Raw genomic sequence first — 14,339 nt, forward strand, 5'->3', positions numbered from 1 at the left:
AGGATGATCGGCCGGGGGGTGTGCGGTATGTCGATCGAGCTGCCGAGTGAGCTTGTCTGGGTGATGAACCTGCTCGGGCTGAACTGGCCGGACGTTGACGAGGACGAGCTGCGGGCGTGGGCCGGGCATGTGCGGGAGTTCGCCGCCGGGCTGCAGGGGGCGCACGAGGACTCCCACGAGATGGTGCAGGGTCTCGCCGAGAGTTACCAGGGGGCCTCCTATGAGGCGCTGGTCGAGCGGTGGGACCGGGCCTCGCGGGAGCACCACACGGTGCTGATCGACTGCTGCGGCGTGCTGGCGACGGGGTTGGAGCTCGCGGCGGACGGGATCGTGGTCGCCAAGGGTGCGGTGATCGCCGAGCTGGTGGCGATGGCCGCCGAGTTCGCCGCCGAGCAGGCGGCGGCGGTGGCGACGCTGGGGCTCGCGGAGGCCGCGAACGTGGTGATCGTCGAGGCCGGCAAGCGGGTGGTGAACGCGATCCTGCAGCAGATCGAGCAGGAGATCATCGGGCAGCTGGTCTCGATGGCGATCGAGCCGTTCCAGGCGGAGATCGAGAAAGCGGTGAGCGGGTTGGTCTTCGAGGGTGTGGAGAAGGCGCTCGGGGGGCCGGTGTGAGTCACGGTGGGTTCAAGGCGCATCCGGAGCATCTGGGCGCTGCCTCCAAGCAGGCGCACGAGCACGCCGACCGGGTCGAGCACCACTCGCGGGCGCTGGATTCGGCGACGCAGGGCAAGGTGCTGGGGCGGGGCAAGTTCGGCAAGCTGGTCGAGAAGGCCGTCCGGCCGGTGGTCGATTCGATGATCAAGGACATGTCCAAGGCGATGGCGGGCAAGCACCGCTCGCTCGGGCACGGTCTGGAGATCACCAAAAAGAACCTGGACGACGCCGAGAAGGCCGTCCGCGAGGGCCTGCGGGCCGACCGTACGTCTTTGAACAAGCATGGCGTGAAGCTTGGCGAGGGCCAGTCGATACCCGGCCGGGAGGCGCTGCAGCACCAGTACGACAAGCAGGTCCGCGAGCGGGTGGACGAGCTGGCCAAGCAGGGACACGGCCCCGGACGGCACCTGCGGGTGACGGACCAGCAGCTGAAGGACCGGCTGGGGATTCCCTACCAGGAGCACAGGCGGATGCCGCCGGGGGAGCCGACTATCGGCGCCTATGGCCAGCGGGTGTACCCGCCGCGGGAGCACAAGTGGGTGTGGGAGAGGAACGAGCACGACTTCCTGCGGTCGAGGAACAAGATCGATCCGCTGCACGGCCCAGGCGGCCCGAATCGGCCGGAGGCGGTGCGGTACGACGACTACGAGAAGGTCGACCCGCAAGGCAGGCCGATGAAGCACACCTGCGACCACTATTCGACGGCCTTCAAGGACGAAGAGGCGTTCATGTACGCCGAGATGCAGGCACGCCAGAAGATCGACTTCAGCAAGGGGCCGCCGCACCCGGCGTTTCTGACCCCGGAGGAGGCGTGGGGCAAGGGGGATCACCGCGACAAGTTCAAGGGATATTATCTTGACCCCGCGAATCCGATGGGCCCGACCGGGCCGAATTATCGAGATGTGAATTTCGAAGGTGCGCATATCGAGGCGTGGTACCATCCCGACGGAAAGGGTGGTTATAGGTTGGGGACGATGTACCCTGCGCCGGACAATGCGCACAACCCGGTCTCATGAGCGCGCAGGACTGGCCGGTCCCCGGGTGGAACGAGCACGAGTGGCTGCGTAGCTGGTTCGAGATCGTCTTCCATCCGGAGCTGATCAACGGTGCGACCGAGCAGCGCGAGCTGCTGACTCCGGGAACCGAGCGCTACGAGCTGATCCGCCAGAGCTTCGAGTTCATCCTCGAGCGGCAGCCGTTCGGTGTGGTCGACTGGAGTGGGCTCACTCGGTGGTCGTTCCAGACCGAAAAGGCGATGTACGGGTTCCTGCTCGACCTGTACAACTACGTGTTCACGGGCTCGGAAAAGTTTCCACATGTTCCGGAATATGATCCTGAGATCATCAGGGAAATTAATCCGCCGTGGATCTCGCTGCTCAAGCCGACGCCCTGCGACATTCCCGGGTGGTGCGAGAGCGAGGAAATCCGGGAATTCTACATGTGGGCGTTCCATCCGAGGGTGGTCAAGTATCTGGACAGGTACTGGACCTGGGCGCGGAGGGACGACCTCGCGCCGCTGGTCCGGGCCGGTCTGGAGTATCTGATCGGGGAGAAGCCGTTCTCGGTGAAGGAATGGAAGCTGTTCACCGAGTCCGAGTTCGCGTCCGAGGCCGAGCTGTATGCGTTTCTGGTAGATCTCTACGAGTACTTCTACGACGAGGAGCCCCCGCGCCATGCCCCTGCGTGACGAACTGCCGCCGCGTACCGGCCCCTGGGCCAGCCGGTTCGACACCGAGGAAGCGCTCGTCAAGGCGGACGACGCGCTGCGGGCCGCCGCGCTGCGCGACCGCGACCTCTCGCCCGTGCTGCCGTTCGGGGAGGTGTACGGGCAGTGGCTGGACGGGCTCGGCAATGCCACGGCGATCGCGATCGATCCGGCGGAGCCGTACGGGCCGGACGGGGGGATCAACTACGTCTACGGGGACTTCCTGACCGAGGCGCACGTGTACGGGGTGTACCGGCCGGCGGCGGGGGTCGGGCCGCAGGGGCCTTCCGCGCCCGGCGAGTTGTGGAACACCACGCTGTACCCGTACCCCGGGGGGTCGCTGGACCCGGTGACGGTGCCGCTCGCGGAGCTGGGGCTGGACGTGCCGGGGGTGGACCGGCGGTTCGTGAACTTCTGTGCCGGGGTGCTCGGGGTGGAGGCGGTGGACGACCTCGGGATGCTGAAGGAGACCTTCGAGGGCGCCTGGCCGGACTACCGGGAGGTGGTGCGGGTGGGGCTGATGCACCTGGCCCGGCAGCCGATGCCGGTGGAGCGGTGGTACGCGCTCACCTATGTGCCGTTCCCGGACCGCAAGGCGCTCGGGTACTACCTGGCGCAGGTGTACGCATACCTGTTCGACGGCTACGACGCGATGCCGGTCGCACCGCAGTAGCGGGCGGTCTACGGCACGCCGAGCTCGAAGAGGACGTACCCCGCGTACCAGCCGGAGGCGATCGCGGTGAAGCCGAGCACGGTGGTGAGCGAGGGGACGCTGAGCCGCCGCAGGGCGACCGCGAGGGGGACGAAGAGGGGGAAGGCGGGCAGCAGGTAGCGGGAGGTGTTGCCGAAGATCTGCTGGCTGCCGAGCACCAGGACGACGGTCACCAGGGTGTAGACGACCAGGAAGGCCGGCACCCGGAGCCGGAGCAGCAGGAAGAGCAGGACCGGCAGGGTGAGGACCAGCAGGACGCCGATCAGGTCCTCGGTGGGGAAGGCGAAGAGGTAGTCGGTGTGCCCGAACAGCACGCCGCGCAGCACCGAGCCGGTGTGCTGCCCGTAGTCGAAGAAGTGCAGCCAGGCGCCGCGCTGCAGGGTGAAGTACCCCGTCCACTCGCCCATCCGCCAGCCGACCCAGGCCACGTAGCCGAACAGGCCGAGCGGGGCGAGCAGCAGGGCGGCGAGCGGGCGCCAGATGCCGTCGCGGCGCTGGTACAGCGCGATCAGGGCGGCCAGGCCGAGGGCGGCGATCAGGGCGGTGGCGGTCGGGCGGTTGAGGCCGGCGACCAGGGTGAGCAGCCCCGCCGTGAGCCAGCGGCGGGTGAGCACGGCGTGGCAGGCCCAGACGGCGAGGGCGACGAAGAGGGAGTCGGAGTAGACGGCCCACTCCGCGCCGGAGCCGGGGAAGAAGCCCCAGATCGCGGCGGCGATGATGCCGGTGCGGTGGTCGGTGAGCCTGGCGGTGAGGGCGTAGACGCCGGCGGCGGCGACGAAGGAGGAGAGCACGGAGACGGCCATGCCCGCGCCGTAGGTGCCCAGGCCGGTGAAGTCGGAGACCAGGCGCATCAGGCCGGGGTAGAGCGGGAAGAACGCAGCCGAGTTCTGGTCGTGCGTCATCCACTGCCCGGCCGGGAGCAGCACGAGCTGGGGGCGGTACCCGTTGACGGCGACCTGCTGGTACCACCAGCCGTCCCAGCTCTGCAGCACGTCCCAGGCGTGGGCGCCGCCGCCGTACCGGGGCTCCCTGTGCTTGAAATCTCCTGAGGAGTTCAGTAGGTACATGAAGACGGTGAAGCCGAGCAGCTTGACCACTCCGTACACCGCCAGCGAGGGCCCGAAGCGGTGGGCGGCCTGCCGGGCCCAGTGGCCCTGGCCGGTACCGGATGCGTCCTGACCAGCGCCTACCTGTGGCAAACGTTCATCCACCGGACAGCTGGATATTGAACTCATCTGATCCCGTCCCCGCCCGTAGTTGCTTCACTGGCCACGAAGGATGGCGCGCCGACCTCACGAGCCTAGGTCATGGGCGGTGGTCGAGGGGTGCTGCTCTCAGTGGGTTCTCACCGGGGCGCGTGTAAAATCCGACCAGCTCATTAACTAAGCCTGCGGCGGGGAAAACCCTGATGACTTCAGCACGTACCGAGATCACGCTCTCCGTGGTCATCCCCATGTACAACGAAGAAGAGGCCCTCCCCGCCCTGGTCGCGCGCCTGCGCCCGGCACTGGACGGCATCGGCTGCACGTACGAGGTCGTCGCGGTCGACGACGGCAGCAAGGACAAGACCGCCGCCGTCCTGCAGGACTTCCGCGCGGACTGGGCCGAGCTGCGGGTCGTCAAGCTGCGCCGCAACTCCGGCCACCAGGCCGCGCTCACGGCCGGCCTGCACAGCTCGGTCGGCGCGTACGTCGCCAGCATCGACGCCGACCTGCAGGACCCGCCGGAGAAGATCGCCGAGATGCTGGAGCTCGCCCAGCGGAACGGCCTCGACATCGTCTACGGCGTGCGCAACGACCGCTCCACCGACACCGGCTTCAAGCGCCGCACCGCGGGCCTGTACTACGGCCTGATGCGCCGCCTGGTCGGCAAGCAGATGCCCTCGCAGGCCGGTGACTTCCGCCTGCTCAGCCGGGAGGCCGTCGAGGCGCTCAAGGCGCTGCCGGACCAGCAGCAGGTCTACCGCCTGCTGGTGCCGTGGCTGGGCTTCCCGAGCGGCGAGGTGTACTACCAGCGCGAGGAGCGCGTCGCGGGTGAGACCAAGTACCCGCTGAGCAAGATGATCCGCCTCGCGGTGGACAGCATCACCGGCTTCTCCGCCGCCCCGCTGCGGATCGCCACCTGGCTGGGCGTGACCAGCTTCTTCGCCTGCCTGGCGCTGCTGGTCTTCACCGTCGTGGCGTACGTCTCGGGCCACACCGTGCCGGGCTGGACCTCGCTCTTCGTCGCCATGCTGTTCATCGGCGCGGTGCAGCTGATCTGCGTCGGCCTGCTGGGCGAGTACATCGGCCGGATCTACACCGCCGTGCAGAAGCGGCCGACCTACTTCATCGGCTACGACTCCGCGAAGGACGAGCCGGCCGCCTCGGCCACCGTCATAGCCCCGCGCCACGAGAGCGAGCGCGCGGGCGTCTGATCCGCCTCACTGTCCCCGCCCCGGCTGACGTCATGTCGGCCGGGCGGGGATACTCGTTCACATGGCCGAGACCAACACCACCCGCACCGCGTACACCGTCGACTCGCTGCTCGCCGTCACGGTCGAGGTCTTCAACGAGCGGGGCTACGACGGCACCTCGATGGAGGACCTCTCGCGGGCGGCCGGGATCTCGAAGTCCTCGATCTACCACCACGTGCGTGGCAAGGAGGAGCTGCTGCGGCTCGCCGTCGGGCGGGCGCTGGACGCGCTCTTCGGCATCCTGGCCGAGCCCGGCGCGGTGGACGGCCGGCCGGTGGACCGGCTGGAGCACGTGGTGCGGCGCACCACCGAGGTGCTGCTGGCCGAGCTCCCGTACGTGACGCTGCTGCTGCGGGTGCGCGGCAACACCGCGGCCGAGCAGTGGGCGCTGGAGCGCCGCCGGGACTTCGACCACCAGGTGGCCGAGCTGCTGCGGGCCGCCGTGGTCGCGGGGGAGCTGCGCTCGGACCTTGAGCCGCGGCTGGCCACCCGGCTGCTGTTCGGGATGATCAACTCGGTGGTGGAGTGGTACCGGCCGGGAGGCCGGGGGACGGACGGCGTCGCCGAGGCCGTCGTGCACCTGGCCTTCGACGGGCTGAAGGCCTGAGCCGGGGAGCCGCTATACCGGGGGCACCTGGTCGGTCTCTTCGAAGACCAGCATGGTCTGGGTGCTGAGCACCTGCGGGATCGACTGGATCCGGCCGAGCACCAGCTCGCGCAGGGCCTGGTTGTCGGCCGCGTGCACCAGCAGCAGGACGTCGAACTCGCCGCCGACCAGTGCGATGTGCGCCACCCCGGGCAGGCCGAGCAACTGCTCGCGCACGGTGCGCCAGGAGTTCTGGACGATCTTGAGGGTCAGGTAGGCCGTTGCGCCCTGGCCCGCCCGCTCGTGGTCGACCCGGGCGGTGAAGCCGCGGATGACGCCGTCCTCGACCATCCTGGAGATGCGGGCGTACGCGTTCGCCCGGGACACGTGCACCCGCTCGGCGACCGAGCGGATCGAGGCCCGGCCGTCCTGTTGCAGCAACCGAAGGATGGCACGGTCCACCCGGTCCAGACGGTCCGACCGCTCAGACCTGGACATCTGTTCACCCGACATGGCCCCCCACCCTCCCGCTATGGACGTAATGCCACCAGGAGACCGTCAACTCGGCCGTATGTCCACCACCGCGACGCAACTATGGCCAGAATGACCAGTCAACCGAACAATCGGTAGGGAGGAGCACTCCGGACCGACCATCCGGCGTACCTCCACCCCCAGCTGATCCACGGCTCCCCTGCCGCACCCCCCTCACCCCCCGGAGGTGCCCGAGATGACCGTTCTCGACCACAGACACCCGGACACCGTTCCGGGCTGGCTGCCCGGAGCGACCGGCCCGCGGACCGACCCGGCCCCGCTGCTGCCCGATGCTTCACCGCTCCGCATTCTCGGCACCGAGGCCCAGGCCAAGACCGACCCCGCCCTGCTGCGCGAGCTCTACCGCCGCCTGGTGGTGGGCCGCCGCTACAACCAGCAGGCCACCACCCTGACCAAGCAGGGCCGGCTGGCCGTCTACCCCGCCTCCACCGGCCAGGAGGCCTGCGAGGTGGCCGCCGCGCTCGCGCTGCGCCCGCAGGACTGGCTGTTCCCGAGCTACCGCGACACCCTCGCGGTGGTCTCCCGGGGCGTCGACCCGCTGGAGGCGCTCACCCTGCTGCGCGGCAGCGCCCACACCGGCTACGACCCCGTCGCCACCCGTACCGCCCCGCTCAGCACCCCGCTGGCCACCCAGGCCCCGCACGCCGTCGGCCTGGCGCACGCCGCCCGGCTGCGCGGCGAGCAGGTCGTCGCGCTCACCATGCTCGGCGACGGCGGCACCAGCGAGGGCGACTTCCACGAGGCGCTGAACTTCGCCGCCGTGCTGCACGCCCCCGTGGTCTTCCTGGTGCAGAACAACGGCTACGCCATCTCCGTGCCGCTCACCCAGCAGTCCGCCGCCCCCAGCCTGGCCCACAAGGCCGTCGGCTACGGCATGCCGGGCCGCCTGGTGGACGGCAACGACGCCGCCGCGATGCACGCCGTGCTGAGCGAGGCCGTCGAGCGGGCCCGCTCCGGCGGCGGCCCGACCCTGATCGAGGCGCTCACCTACCGGGTCGAGGCGCACACCAACGCCGACGACGCCACCCGCTACCGCGAGGACGCCGAAGTCACCGCCTGGCGCGAGCACGACCCGATCCTGATGATGGAGCGCCACCTGCGCCCCGCCGGGGTGATCGACGACCAGCTGGTGCAGGAGGCGGCCGAGGAGGCCGAGGCGCTCGCGGCCCGGATGCGCGCCGAGTTCCACGCCGAGCCGGTGCTCGACCCGCAGTCGCTCTTCACCCACGTCTACGCCGAGATGACTCCGCAACTGCGTGAGCAGGCAGCGCAGTTGGCGGCGGAGCTGGCGGCCGAGGCCGAGGTGGAGGCGTGATGACGACCGCTGTTTCGACCCGTACCAGCACGATGGCCCAGGCGCTCAACTCCGCGCTGCGGGACGAGATGCGGGCCGACCCGACGGTGCACGTGCTCGGCGAGGACGTCGGCGCGCTCGGCGGCGTCTTCCGGATCACCGACGGTCTGACCGCCGAGTTCGGCGAGGACCGCTGCCTCAACACCCCGCTGGCCGAGGCGGGCATCCTCGGCACCGCGATCGGCATGGCGATGTACGGCCTGCGCCCGGTGGTGGAGATGCAGTTCGACGCCTTCGCCTACCCGGCGATGGAGCAGCTCGTCTCGCACGTCGCCAAGATGCGCAACCGCACGGCCGGCAAGCTGCCGCTGCCGATCACCATCCGCATCCCCTACGGCGGCGGCATCGGCGGCGTCGAGCACCACAGCGACTCCTCCGAGGCCTACTACGCCCAGACCCCCGGTCTGCACGTGGTGACCCCGGCGACCGTCGAGGACGCGTACGGCCTGCTGCGGGCCTCGATCGCCTCGGACGATCCGGTGATCTTCCTCGAGCCCAAGCGGCTCTACTGGGGCAAGGCCGAGTGGGATCCGTCGGTTGCCGTGCCGCCGGTCGGCCGGGCCGCACTGCGACGGGACGGCCGCTCGGCCGTGCTGATCACCTACGGGCCCTCGCTGCCGGTCTGCCTGGAGGCCGCCGAGGCCGCCAAGGCCGAGGGCTGGGACCTCGCGGTGCTCGACCTGCGCACCCTGGTGCCCTTCGACGACGAGACCGTCGCCCGGGTGGTCCGCTCGGTCGGCCGGGCCGTGGTGGTGCACGAGTCCACCGGCTTCGGCGGGGTCGGCGCGGAGATCGCCGCCCGGGTGACCGAGCGCTGCTTCCACCACCTGGCCGCGCCCGTGCTGCGGGTCACCGGCTTCGACATCCCGTACCCGCCGCCCATGCTCGAGCACCACCACCTGCCCGGGGTGGACCGCATCCTGGACGCCGTGGCGCGGCTGCAGTGGGAGGACGGTCGATGATGGCGGTGGTCCGGGAGTTCAAGCTGCCCGACCTCGGTGAGGGACTCACCGGGGCCGAGGTGGTGCGCTGGATGGTCGAGGTCGGCGAGGTGATCGCGATCGACCAGCCGGTGGTGGAGGTCGAGACGGCCAAGGCCGTGGTCGAGGTGCCCTGCCCGTACGGCGGGGTGGTCACCGCGCTGTACGGCGCGGTGGGCGAGGAGGTCGCCGTCGGCGCGCCGCTGATCACCGTGGCGGTGGCACCGGAGGACGGCGCCGCCGCTGTCGTGGAGGCGGCCGCGGCGGTGGAGCGGCCGCTGGTCGGGTACGGCGTGGCCGAGCCTTCGAAGGGCGGGCGTCGGGCCCGGGTCGGGGTCGGGGTCGCCGCCACGGTGGCCGCTCCGGCTGCTCCCGTTGCTCCGGCTGCTCCGGCTGCTCCGGCTGCTCCGGTGGTGCCCGTCGTGGTGCCGGTGATCTCGCCGTTGGTGCGGCGGCTGGCCCGGGAGCAGGGGGTCGACCTGACCGCCGTGACCGGCAGCGGGCCGGACGGGCTGATCATGCGGGCGGATGTCGAGCGGGCGGTGGCGGCCAAGGTCGCCGCGCCGACTCCGGTGGCCGCTCCGCTCGCGGCGGGCGACGAGATCGTGCCGCTGCGCGGGCTGCGCAAGGCCGTGGCGGAGAAGCTCAGCCGCAGCCGTCGGGAGATCCCGGACGCGACCTGCTGGGTGGACGCCGACGCCACCGAACTGATGGCGCTGCGACGGCAGTTGAATGCCACGCCGGGCCCGCGGTTGAGCGTCCTCGCGCTGCTCGCCCGGATCTGCACGGTCGCGCTGGCGCGCTTCCCGGAGCTCAACTCCAGTGTCACCGAGGACGGTTCGGGGATCATCCGGCACTCCGCGGTGCACCTGGGCTTCGCCGCCCAGGGCGAGCGCGGTCTGGTGGTGCCGGTGGTGCGCAACGCTCAATCCCTCACCACCGAGCAACTCGGCGAGGAGCTCGGCCGGTTGACCGAGTCGGCGCGCAACGGTTCGGCCACCCTGGCCGAGCTGACCGGCGGCACCTTCACCCTGAACAACTACGGCGTCTTCGGCGTGGACGGCTCCACCCCGATCCTCAACCACCCCGAGGCCGCGATGCTCGGCGTCGGCCGGATCGTCGCCAAACCCTGGGTCCACCAGGGCGAGTTGGCTGTCCGCGAGGTGACCCAGCTGTCGTTCACCTTCGACCACCGCGTCTGCGACGGCGGCACGGCGGGCGGCTTCCTCCGCTTCGTCGCCGACTGCGTCGAGCACCCGGGGGTGCTGCTGCGGCAGCTGTGACCGGAGGCGGCGCGTTCGCTTCCGGCCATGAGTCGGGCGAGCGTAGCGCGTGGGTGGGCCGGGTGTCCCGGGCTTCACGTGATTTGTCGGATCAGCTGTACGGGCGTGCCACGCTACCGAAGGCGTCTTCAGGACAGGCCAGACGTGGAACGGGACGACCGGAAGCGAAGCGATTCTCTTGGGCACTCGTCAAGTTGCGGTGAAATCAACCGCGTTGCTGGTACGGGCGGGCCACGGCTCGGCCCAGGTGGCCGCCGTGCCGGGGATGGGCATGCCGGTGCTCGAACCGGAGACGGTGGAGCCGGTGGCGGCGGCGCCCGCGCCGGCGGCGGTGGCTGAAACCGAGCCTCAGGCGCCGGCGGAGCCGGTGGTGCCGCCGCGGCCGAGTCTGCCGCCGGTGGCCCACCTGCAGCCGCACCCGCCGATCACACCGATGTTCACCCACGCGCCCGGCCTCAACTGGGCCGGGCCCGGCGACAGTTGGAGCCGGGCCTGGGCGGCTGAACCGGCCGAGAGCCCGGCCCCGCCGCCGCAGCTGGCGGTGGCGGCCGCGCCCGACGGCGCGCCGACCGCCCGGGACATCGAGCTGATCCGGGCCAGCCTGGCGGTGGTCGAGCCGGTCGCGGACCGGGCCACGGCACACTTCTACGCGTTGATCTTCCTGCACCACCCCGAGATCCGCGCGCTCTTCCCCGCCGCGATGGACGTGCAGCGCGACCGCCTCTTCCGCGCCCTGCTCGCCGCCGCCCGCGGCGCCGACGACCTCCCGGCGCTCACCGCCTACCTGGCCGGCCTGGGCCGGGGCCACCGCAAGTACGGCACCCTGACCGGCCACTACGGCCCGGTCGGCGAGTGCCTGATCGCCGCGCTGGAACGTTACTGCGGCCAGCGCTGGGACGCCGAGACCGAGCAGGCCTGGCGGCGGGTCTACGGGCTGATCGCCAAGGTCATGACCGATGCCGCCGAGGAGGCCGCCAAGGTCTCGCCCCCCTGGTGGCAGGCCGAGGTGGTGGCACACCGGCTGCGCACCCCCGAGATCGCCGAGCTGACGCTGCGCCCCGACCAGGCGTACCCGTACCGGGCCGGGCAGTACGCCACGGTGGAGACGCCCTGGTGGCCCCGGGTCTGGCGGCACCTCTCCTTCGCCACCGCGCCCCGGCCGGACGGGCTGCTCACCTTCCAGGTCAAGGCCGTGCCGGCGGGCTGGGTGAGCAACGCGCTGGTGCACCGGGCCGTGCCGGGCGACGTGCTGCGGATCGGGCCCGCCGCCGGGTCGATGGTGGTGGACCACGGCGACGGTGCCGACCTGCTCTGCCTGGGCGGTGGCACCGGGATCGCGCCGATCCGGGCCCTCGTCGAGGAGGTGGCCGCGCACGGGCCCGGCGGGCGGGCGGTGGACGTGTTCTACGGCGCCCGCCGCCGGGAGGAGCTGTACGAGCTGGCCGAGCTGCGGGAGCTGGCCGCGCGGCACCCCTGGCTCTCGGTGCGGGCCATGGTCTCGGAGGAGCGGGTGGTCACCGGCGAGGCACTGGTCGGCGAGCTGCCCGAGGTGATCGGCGGTCCGGGCGGAGCCTGGCGCGGCCGGGCCGCGTACCTGAGCGGCCCGGCGGCGATGGTGCGGCGGGCGGCCGGAGCGCTGCTGCGGGCCGGGGTGGCGCCGGAGGCGATCCACCACGACCTGGTCGGCGAGCTGGCCTAGGGTCGTCCGTCCGGCCTCAGGCACCCAGGTCGGGGGCCAGGGCCGCGCGGACGCCCTCGATGTTGGCGGCCAGGTACGCGCGCAGCGAGGGCGGGACGACGTTGACCGAGGTGACGCCCTCGCGGGTGAAGGGGAGCCGGACGACCTCGTACTCGCCCTGGGGCTCGTCCACCTCGGGCCCGTGCCGGAGGCTGAGGTCCATCGAGGTGAGGCGGCAGACGAAGAAGTGCTGCACCTTGACGCCGTGCGGGTGGGCCAGGGTGCCGTCCTCGTGGTGCGAGTGCGAGACGGTGTCGACGAAGGCGTGCACGGGGTGCTCGATCTTGCCGCCCAACTCCTCGTCCACCTCGCGGTGCAGCGCGGCGAGCACCGAGACGTCCTCCGGCTCGACTCCCCCGCCGGGGGTGATCCAGTACGGCCGGGAGCCGGGACGGGTGCGCTTGATCAGGACGAGGGAGGCCGGAGCGTGCGGGTCGTCCGGGTCCACCTCGAGCAGGATCGCCCGGGCGGTGCGCTTGACCACCGGGCGGACGGGGCCGGGCATGGCCACCTCCGGATCACGGGACGGATTGCTGTCGAGAGTCTCCCGCGCGGGCCGGTGGCCGAAACGCTTCGCCACCGGTCCACGCGGGTGGTTCGGCTGGGCTGAACGGCTGATTCCGGGCCGGGTGCCCGCCCTGGCTCCCGCCGCCATGGATCTTCGTTTGAGAGGCTGGAGTGACTGCTTTTCTAGTAAAGTGAGAGTCAATTGCACGTATAAGGTTGGAAGTCAAGGCTCATTCGGGAATGGGTGGCCATCGGTGATTGCAGCCCTGTCGGCCCTGTGCTGCAATGAGCGCGAGGTGGGCTGTGTACGACTCGGCTGGGGGCTGGAATTCGCCATGGACGGCACTGACCGGGGGCGCACCGGCGGGCGCGAGCCCACCCTGATCGTCTCGGTGCAGCGCGCGCTGCGGCTGCTCGAAGCCGTCGGCGGGCAGGACCGCGGCGCCACCGCCAAGCAGCTGGCCCGGCAGGCCGGGCTGCCGCTGGGCACCACCTACCACCTGCTGCGCACCCTGACCCATGAGGGCTATCTCCAGCGCCTGGAAGGCAAGTTCTACGTCGGCGAGTCGGTGGACGGGATCGGCCGGGCGGGCGACCGGCAGGCCTGGCAGGCCGATCTGCGGACCAGGATCGCCCGGCTGGGCGAGGAGTTGGGCGCGGCGGTGTACTTCGCGGTCTACCGGGACGGTGAGGTGCGGGTGGTGGACGTGGTGGCCGGGCCGGGCCGTCCGGCGGTGGCCGAGTGGGCCGACTTCCGGGCCACCGCGCACGCGCACGCCGTCGGCCTCTGCCTGCTCTCGCAGCTCGGCGAACAGGAGCGGCGCGACCACCTGGCCCGGCACCCGCCGGAGGGGCTGACGCCGGCCACCGTGACCGACCGGGCCGCCGTGCTGCGGCGCCTGGCCGCGGTCGGCCCGACCAGACCGGTCCTGGAGCGGCAGGAGTACCAGCCGGGCACGGTCTGCGCGGCCGTGCCGATCACCGTCGGCGCGGTGGTGGCGACCATGGCGCTCTCGCTCCCCCTCTCCCAGTCGGCCCGGCTGCCGGCCGCCGCCGAGCGGCTCCGGGAACTGGTCGGGGCGATGACTCCGTCATTTGTCCTCTAAGGGCGCGACCAGGTTCGTTCACCATCTGAAAAAGCACGTCTTGTCCGCTTCGTCCCCGAACCGGGACGATGGTGGGAACACGGGAAGTACGGGCATCGACCGGTCCGGACGGTCCGGCAGGTTCAGAACGAGAGGTACTGGCGCATGCGCAGCACGGTCCAGGGCCACGTGGTCATGCACCTCGTGGTCTCCAGCGAGCTCTCCTTCCGCCTCGTGGTCGACCTCGAGTACGACGCGGACGACCCGTACGCGGTGCGCTTCACCTTCCACCTGCCCGGCGACGCGCCGGTGTCCTGGGTCTTCGCGCGGGAGCTGCTGCTGGACGGGATCAGCCGCCCGACCGGTGAGGGCGATGTGCACATCCACCCGGTCGGCGGTGAACTCGCGGACGTCCTCATCGTGTTGCACTCGCCCGAGGGGGAGGCCCGGCTGCGGGCCGCGGCGCCGCCGCTGATCGCCTTCCTGGCGCGGACCGACCGCCTGGTGCCGATGGGGCAGGAGCTCACCGGCGACGAGATCGACGCCCAGCTGGCCGACATCCTCAGCCAGGGCGGTGCGCGCGGGGTGTGAGCCGCTGAGCCGCCGTGGCATACGGAAGGGGCCCGGGCGCTTGGGTTCTAGTGGTCGTCGCAACACCCCAGCTCAAGGGGTGCGATGGACTTCGAGATCCGTGAGGACCGGACACCGCAGGGTCCTCGGAAGCT

General features: G+C 71.2%; 15 protein-coding genes. 12 read left to right on the top strand and 3 right to left on the bottom strand.

Annotated elements, in window-relative coordinates; translation table 11 throughout:
• Positions 1-27 precede the first annotated feature (27 nt).
• The 4 genes from ABT095_RS21960 to ABT095_RS21975 are packed head-to-tail and all read left to right on the top strand — an operon-like array spanning position 28 to position 3,035.
• Entirely contained in the window at positions 28-615 is a 588-nt protein-coding gene (locus tag ABT095_RS21960) for a WXG100 family type VII secretion target (protein WP_350531141.1), read from the top strand.
• Positions 612-1,673: a hypothetical protein gene (locus tag ABT095_RS21965; RefSeq protein WP_350531142.1), complete on the top strand. Its 1,062-nt coding sequence runs from the start codon at positions 612-614 to the stop codon at positions 1,671-1,673. Before ABT095_RS21960 ends, ABT095_RS21965 begins: the two co-directional genes overlap by 4 nt.
• Positions 1,670-2,344: a hypothetical protein gene (locus tag ABT095_RS21970; RefSeq protein WP_350531143.1), complete on the top strand. Its 675-nt coding sequence runs from the start codon at positions 1,670-1,672 to the stop codon at positions 2,342-2,344. The genes ABT095_RS21965 and ABT095_RS21970 overlap by 4 nt, the downstream gene beginning before the upstream one ends.
• On the top strand, positions 2,331-3,035 hold the full coding sequence (locus ABT095_RS21975) for a hypothetical protein (protein WP_350531144.1): 705 nt from the start codon (positions 2,331-2,333) through the stop codon (positions 3,033-3,035). The genes ABT095_RS21970 and ABT095_RS21975 overlap by 14 nt, the downstream gene beginning before the upstream one ends.
• 8 nt (positions 3,036-3,043) lie before the next feature.
• Here ABT095_RS21975 and ABT095_RS21980 read toward each other — a convergent pair whose 3' ends face one another.
• Complete coding sequence (locus tag ABT095_RS21980; RefSeq protein WP_350531145.1) at positions 3,044-4,273, bottom strand: putative hexosyltransferase; 1,230 nt, start codon at positions 4,271-4,273, stop codon at positions 3,044-3,046.
• A 209-nt stretch (positions 4,274-4,482) separates the two neighbouring features.
• Between ABT095_RS21980 and ABT095_RS21985 the strand changes: the two genes are divergently transcribed.
• On the top strand, positions 4,483-5,490 hold the full coding sequence (locus ABT095_RS21985; protein ID WP_350531146.1) for a glycosyltransferase family 2 protein: 1,008 nt from the start codon (positions 4,483-4,485) through the stop codon (positions 5,488-5,490).
• Between the two features lie 61 nt (positions 5,491-5,551).
• Positions 5,552-6,136: a TetR/AcrR family transcriptional regulator gene (locus ABT095_RS21990; RefSeq protein ID WP_350531147.1), complete on the top strand. Its 585-nt coding sequence runs from the start codon at positions 5,552-5,554 to the stop codon at positions 6,134-6,136.
• Between the two features lie 12 nt (positions 6,137-6,148).
• Here the strand turns inward: ABT095_RS21990 and ABT095_RS21995 are convergent, their stop codons facing one another.
• Positions 6,149-6,613, bottom strand: coding sequence for an Lrp/AsnC family transcriptional regulator (locus ABT095_RS21995; protein ID WP_350531148.1), 465 nt, complete (start codon positions 6,611-6,613; stop codon positions 6,149-6,151).
• Between the two features lie 229 nt (positions 6,614-6,842).
• Between ABT095_RS21995 and pdhA the strand changes: the two genes are divergently transcribed.
• The 4 genes from pdhA to ABT095_RS22015 all read left to right on the top strand — a co-directional run bounded on the left by pdhA (position 6,843) and on the right by ABT095_RS22015 (position 11,983).
• Positions 6,843-7,982: a pyruvate dehydrogenase (acetyl-transferring) E1 component subunit alpha gene (gene pdhA / locus ABT095_RS22000; protein WP_502884958.1), complete on the top strand. Its 1,140-nt coding sequence runs from the start codon at positions 6,843-6,845 to the stop codon at positions 7,980-7,982.
• Positions 7,982-8,983 carry an alpha-ketoacid dehydrogenase subunit beta gene (locus ABT095_RS22005; protein WP_350531150.1) on the top strand — a complete coding sequence of 334 codons (1,002 nt, stop codon included), beginning with the start codon at positions 7,982-7,984 and terminating at the stop codon, positions 8,981-8,983. The genes pdhA and ABT095_RS22005 overlap by 1 nt, the downstream gene beginning before the upstream one ends.
• The gene (locus ABT095_RS22010; RefSeq protein ID WP_350531165.1) at positions 8,983-10,284 is read left to right on the top strand and encodes a dihydrolipoamide acetyltransferase family protein; all 1,302 of its coding nucleotides are present in this window, start codon (positions 8,983-8,985) and stop codon (positions 10,282-10,284) included. The genes ABT095_RS22005 and ABT095_RS22010 overlap by 1 nt, the downstream gene beginning before the upstream one ends.
• A 214-nt stretch (positions 10,285-10,498) precedes the next feature.
• Positions 10,499-11,983, top strand: a complete 1,485-nt coding sequence (locus ABT095_RS22015; RefSeq protein ID WP_350531151.1) for a globin domain-containing protein — start codon at positions 10,499-10,501, stop codon at positions 11,981-11,983.
• A 16-nt stretch (positions 11,984-11,999) separates the two neighbouring features.
• On the opposite strand, the gene ABT095_RS22020 is transcribed toward ABT095_RS22015, so the two are convergent.
• Complete coding sequence (locus tag ABT095_RS22020) at positions 12,000-12,527, bottom strand: NUDIX hydrolase (protein WP_350531166.1); 528 nt, start codon at positions 12,525-12,527, stop codon at positions 12,000-12,002.
• A gap of 337 nt (positions 12,528-12,864) precedes the next feature.
• Between ABT095_RS22020 and ABT095_RS22025 the strand changes: the two genes are divergently transcribed.
• Both ABT095_RS22025 and ABT095_RS22030 read left to right on the top strand, forming a co-directional pair.
• Positions 12,865-13,635: an IclR family transcriptional regulator gene (locus ABT095_RS22025; protein ID WP_350531152.1), complete on the top strand. Its 771-nt coding sequence runs from the start codon at positions 12,865-12,867 to the stop codon at positions 13,633-13,635.
• A 144-nt stretch (positions 13,636-13,779) separates the two neighbouring features.
• Positions 13,780-14,205 carry an SsgA family sporulation/cell division regulator gene (locus ABT095_RS22030; RefSeq protein WP_350531153.1) on the top strand — a complete coding sequence of 142 codons (426 nt, stop codon included), beginning with the start codon at positions 13,780-13,782 and terminating at the stop codon, positions 14,203-14,205.
• Positions 14,206-14,339: the final 134 nt, after the last annotated feature.

This window comes from Kitasatospora sp. NPDC002227, assembly GCF_040296285.1.
In the GTDB taxonomy this organism is placed as follows: domain Bacteria; phylum Actinomycetota; class Actinomycetes; order Streptomycetales; family Streptomycetaceae; genus Kitasatospora.

Coding starts and splice junctions, on each gene's coding strand:
- ABT095_RS22005 (WP_350531150.1), top strand. CDS start 7,982: ATGACGACCGCTGTTTCGACCCGTACCAGCACGATGGCCCAGGCGCTC.
- ABT095_RS22020 (WP_350531166.1), bottom strand. CDS start 12,527: ATGCCCGGCCCCGTCCGCCCGGTGGTCAAGCGCACCGCCCGGGCGATC.
- pdhA (WP_502884958.1), top strand. CDS start 6,843: ATGACCGTTCTCGACCACAGACACCCGGACACCGTTCCGGGCTGGCTG.
- ABT095_RS21985 (WP_350531146.1), top strand. CDS start 4,483: ATGACTTCAGCACGTACCGAGATCACGCTCTCCGTGGTCATCCCCATG.
- ABT095_RS22030 (WP_350531153.1), top strand. CDS start 13,780: ATGCGCAGCACGGTCCAGGGCCACGTGGTCATGCACCTCGTGGTCTCC.
- ABT095_RS21960 (WP_350531141.1), top strand. CDS start 28: ATGTCGATCGAGCTGCCGAGTGAGCTTGTCTGGGTGATGAACCTGCTC.
- ABT095_RS21970 (WP_350531143.1), top strand. CDS start 1,670: ATGAGCGCGCAGGACTGGCCGGTCCCCGGGTGGAACGAGCACGAGTGG.
- ABT095_RS21990 (WP_350531147.1), top strand. CDS start 5,552: ATGGCCGAGACCAACACCACCCGCACCGCGTACACCGTCGACTCGCTG.
- ABT095_RS21975 (WP_350531144.1), top strand. CDS start 2,331: ATGCCCCTGCGTGACGAACTGCCGCCGCGTACCGGCCCCTGGGCCAGC.
- ABT095_RS22010 (WP_350531165.1), top strand. CDS start 8,983: ATGGCGGTGGTCCGGGAGTTCAAGCTGCCCGACCTCGGTGAGGGACTC.
- ABT095_RS21995 (WP_350531148.1), bottom strand. CDS start 6,613: ATGTCCAGGTCTGAGCGGTCGGACCGTCTGGACCGGGTGGACCGTGCC.
- ABT095_RS22025 (WP_350531152.1), top strand. CDS start 12,865: ATGGACGGCACTGACCGGGGGCGCACCGGCGGGCGCGAGCCCACCCTG.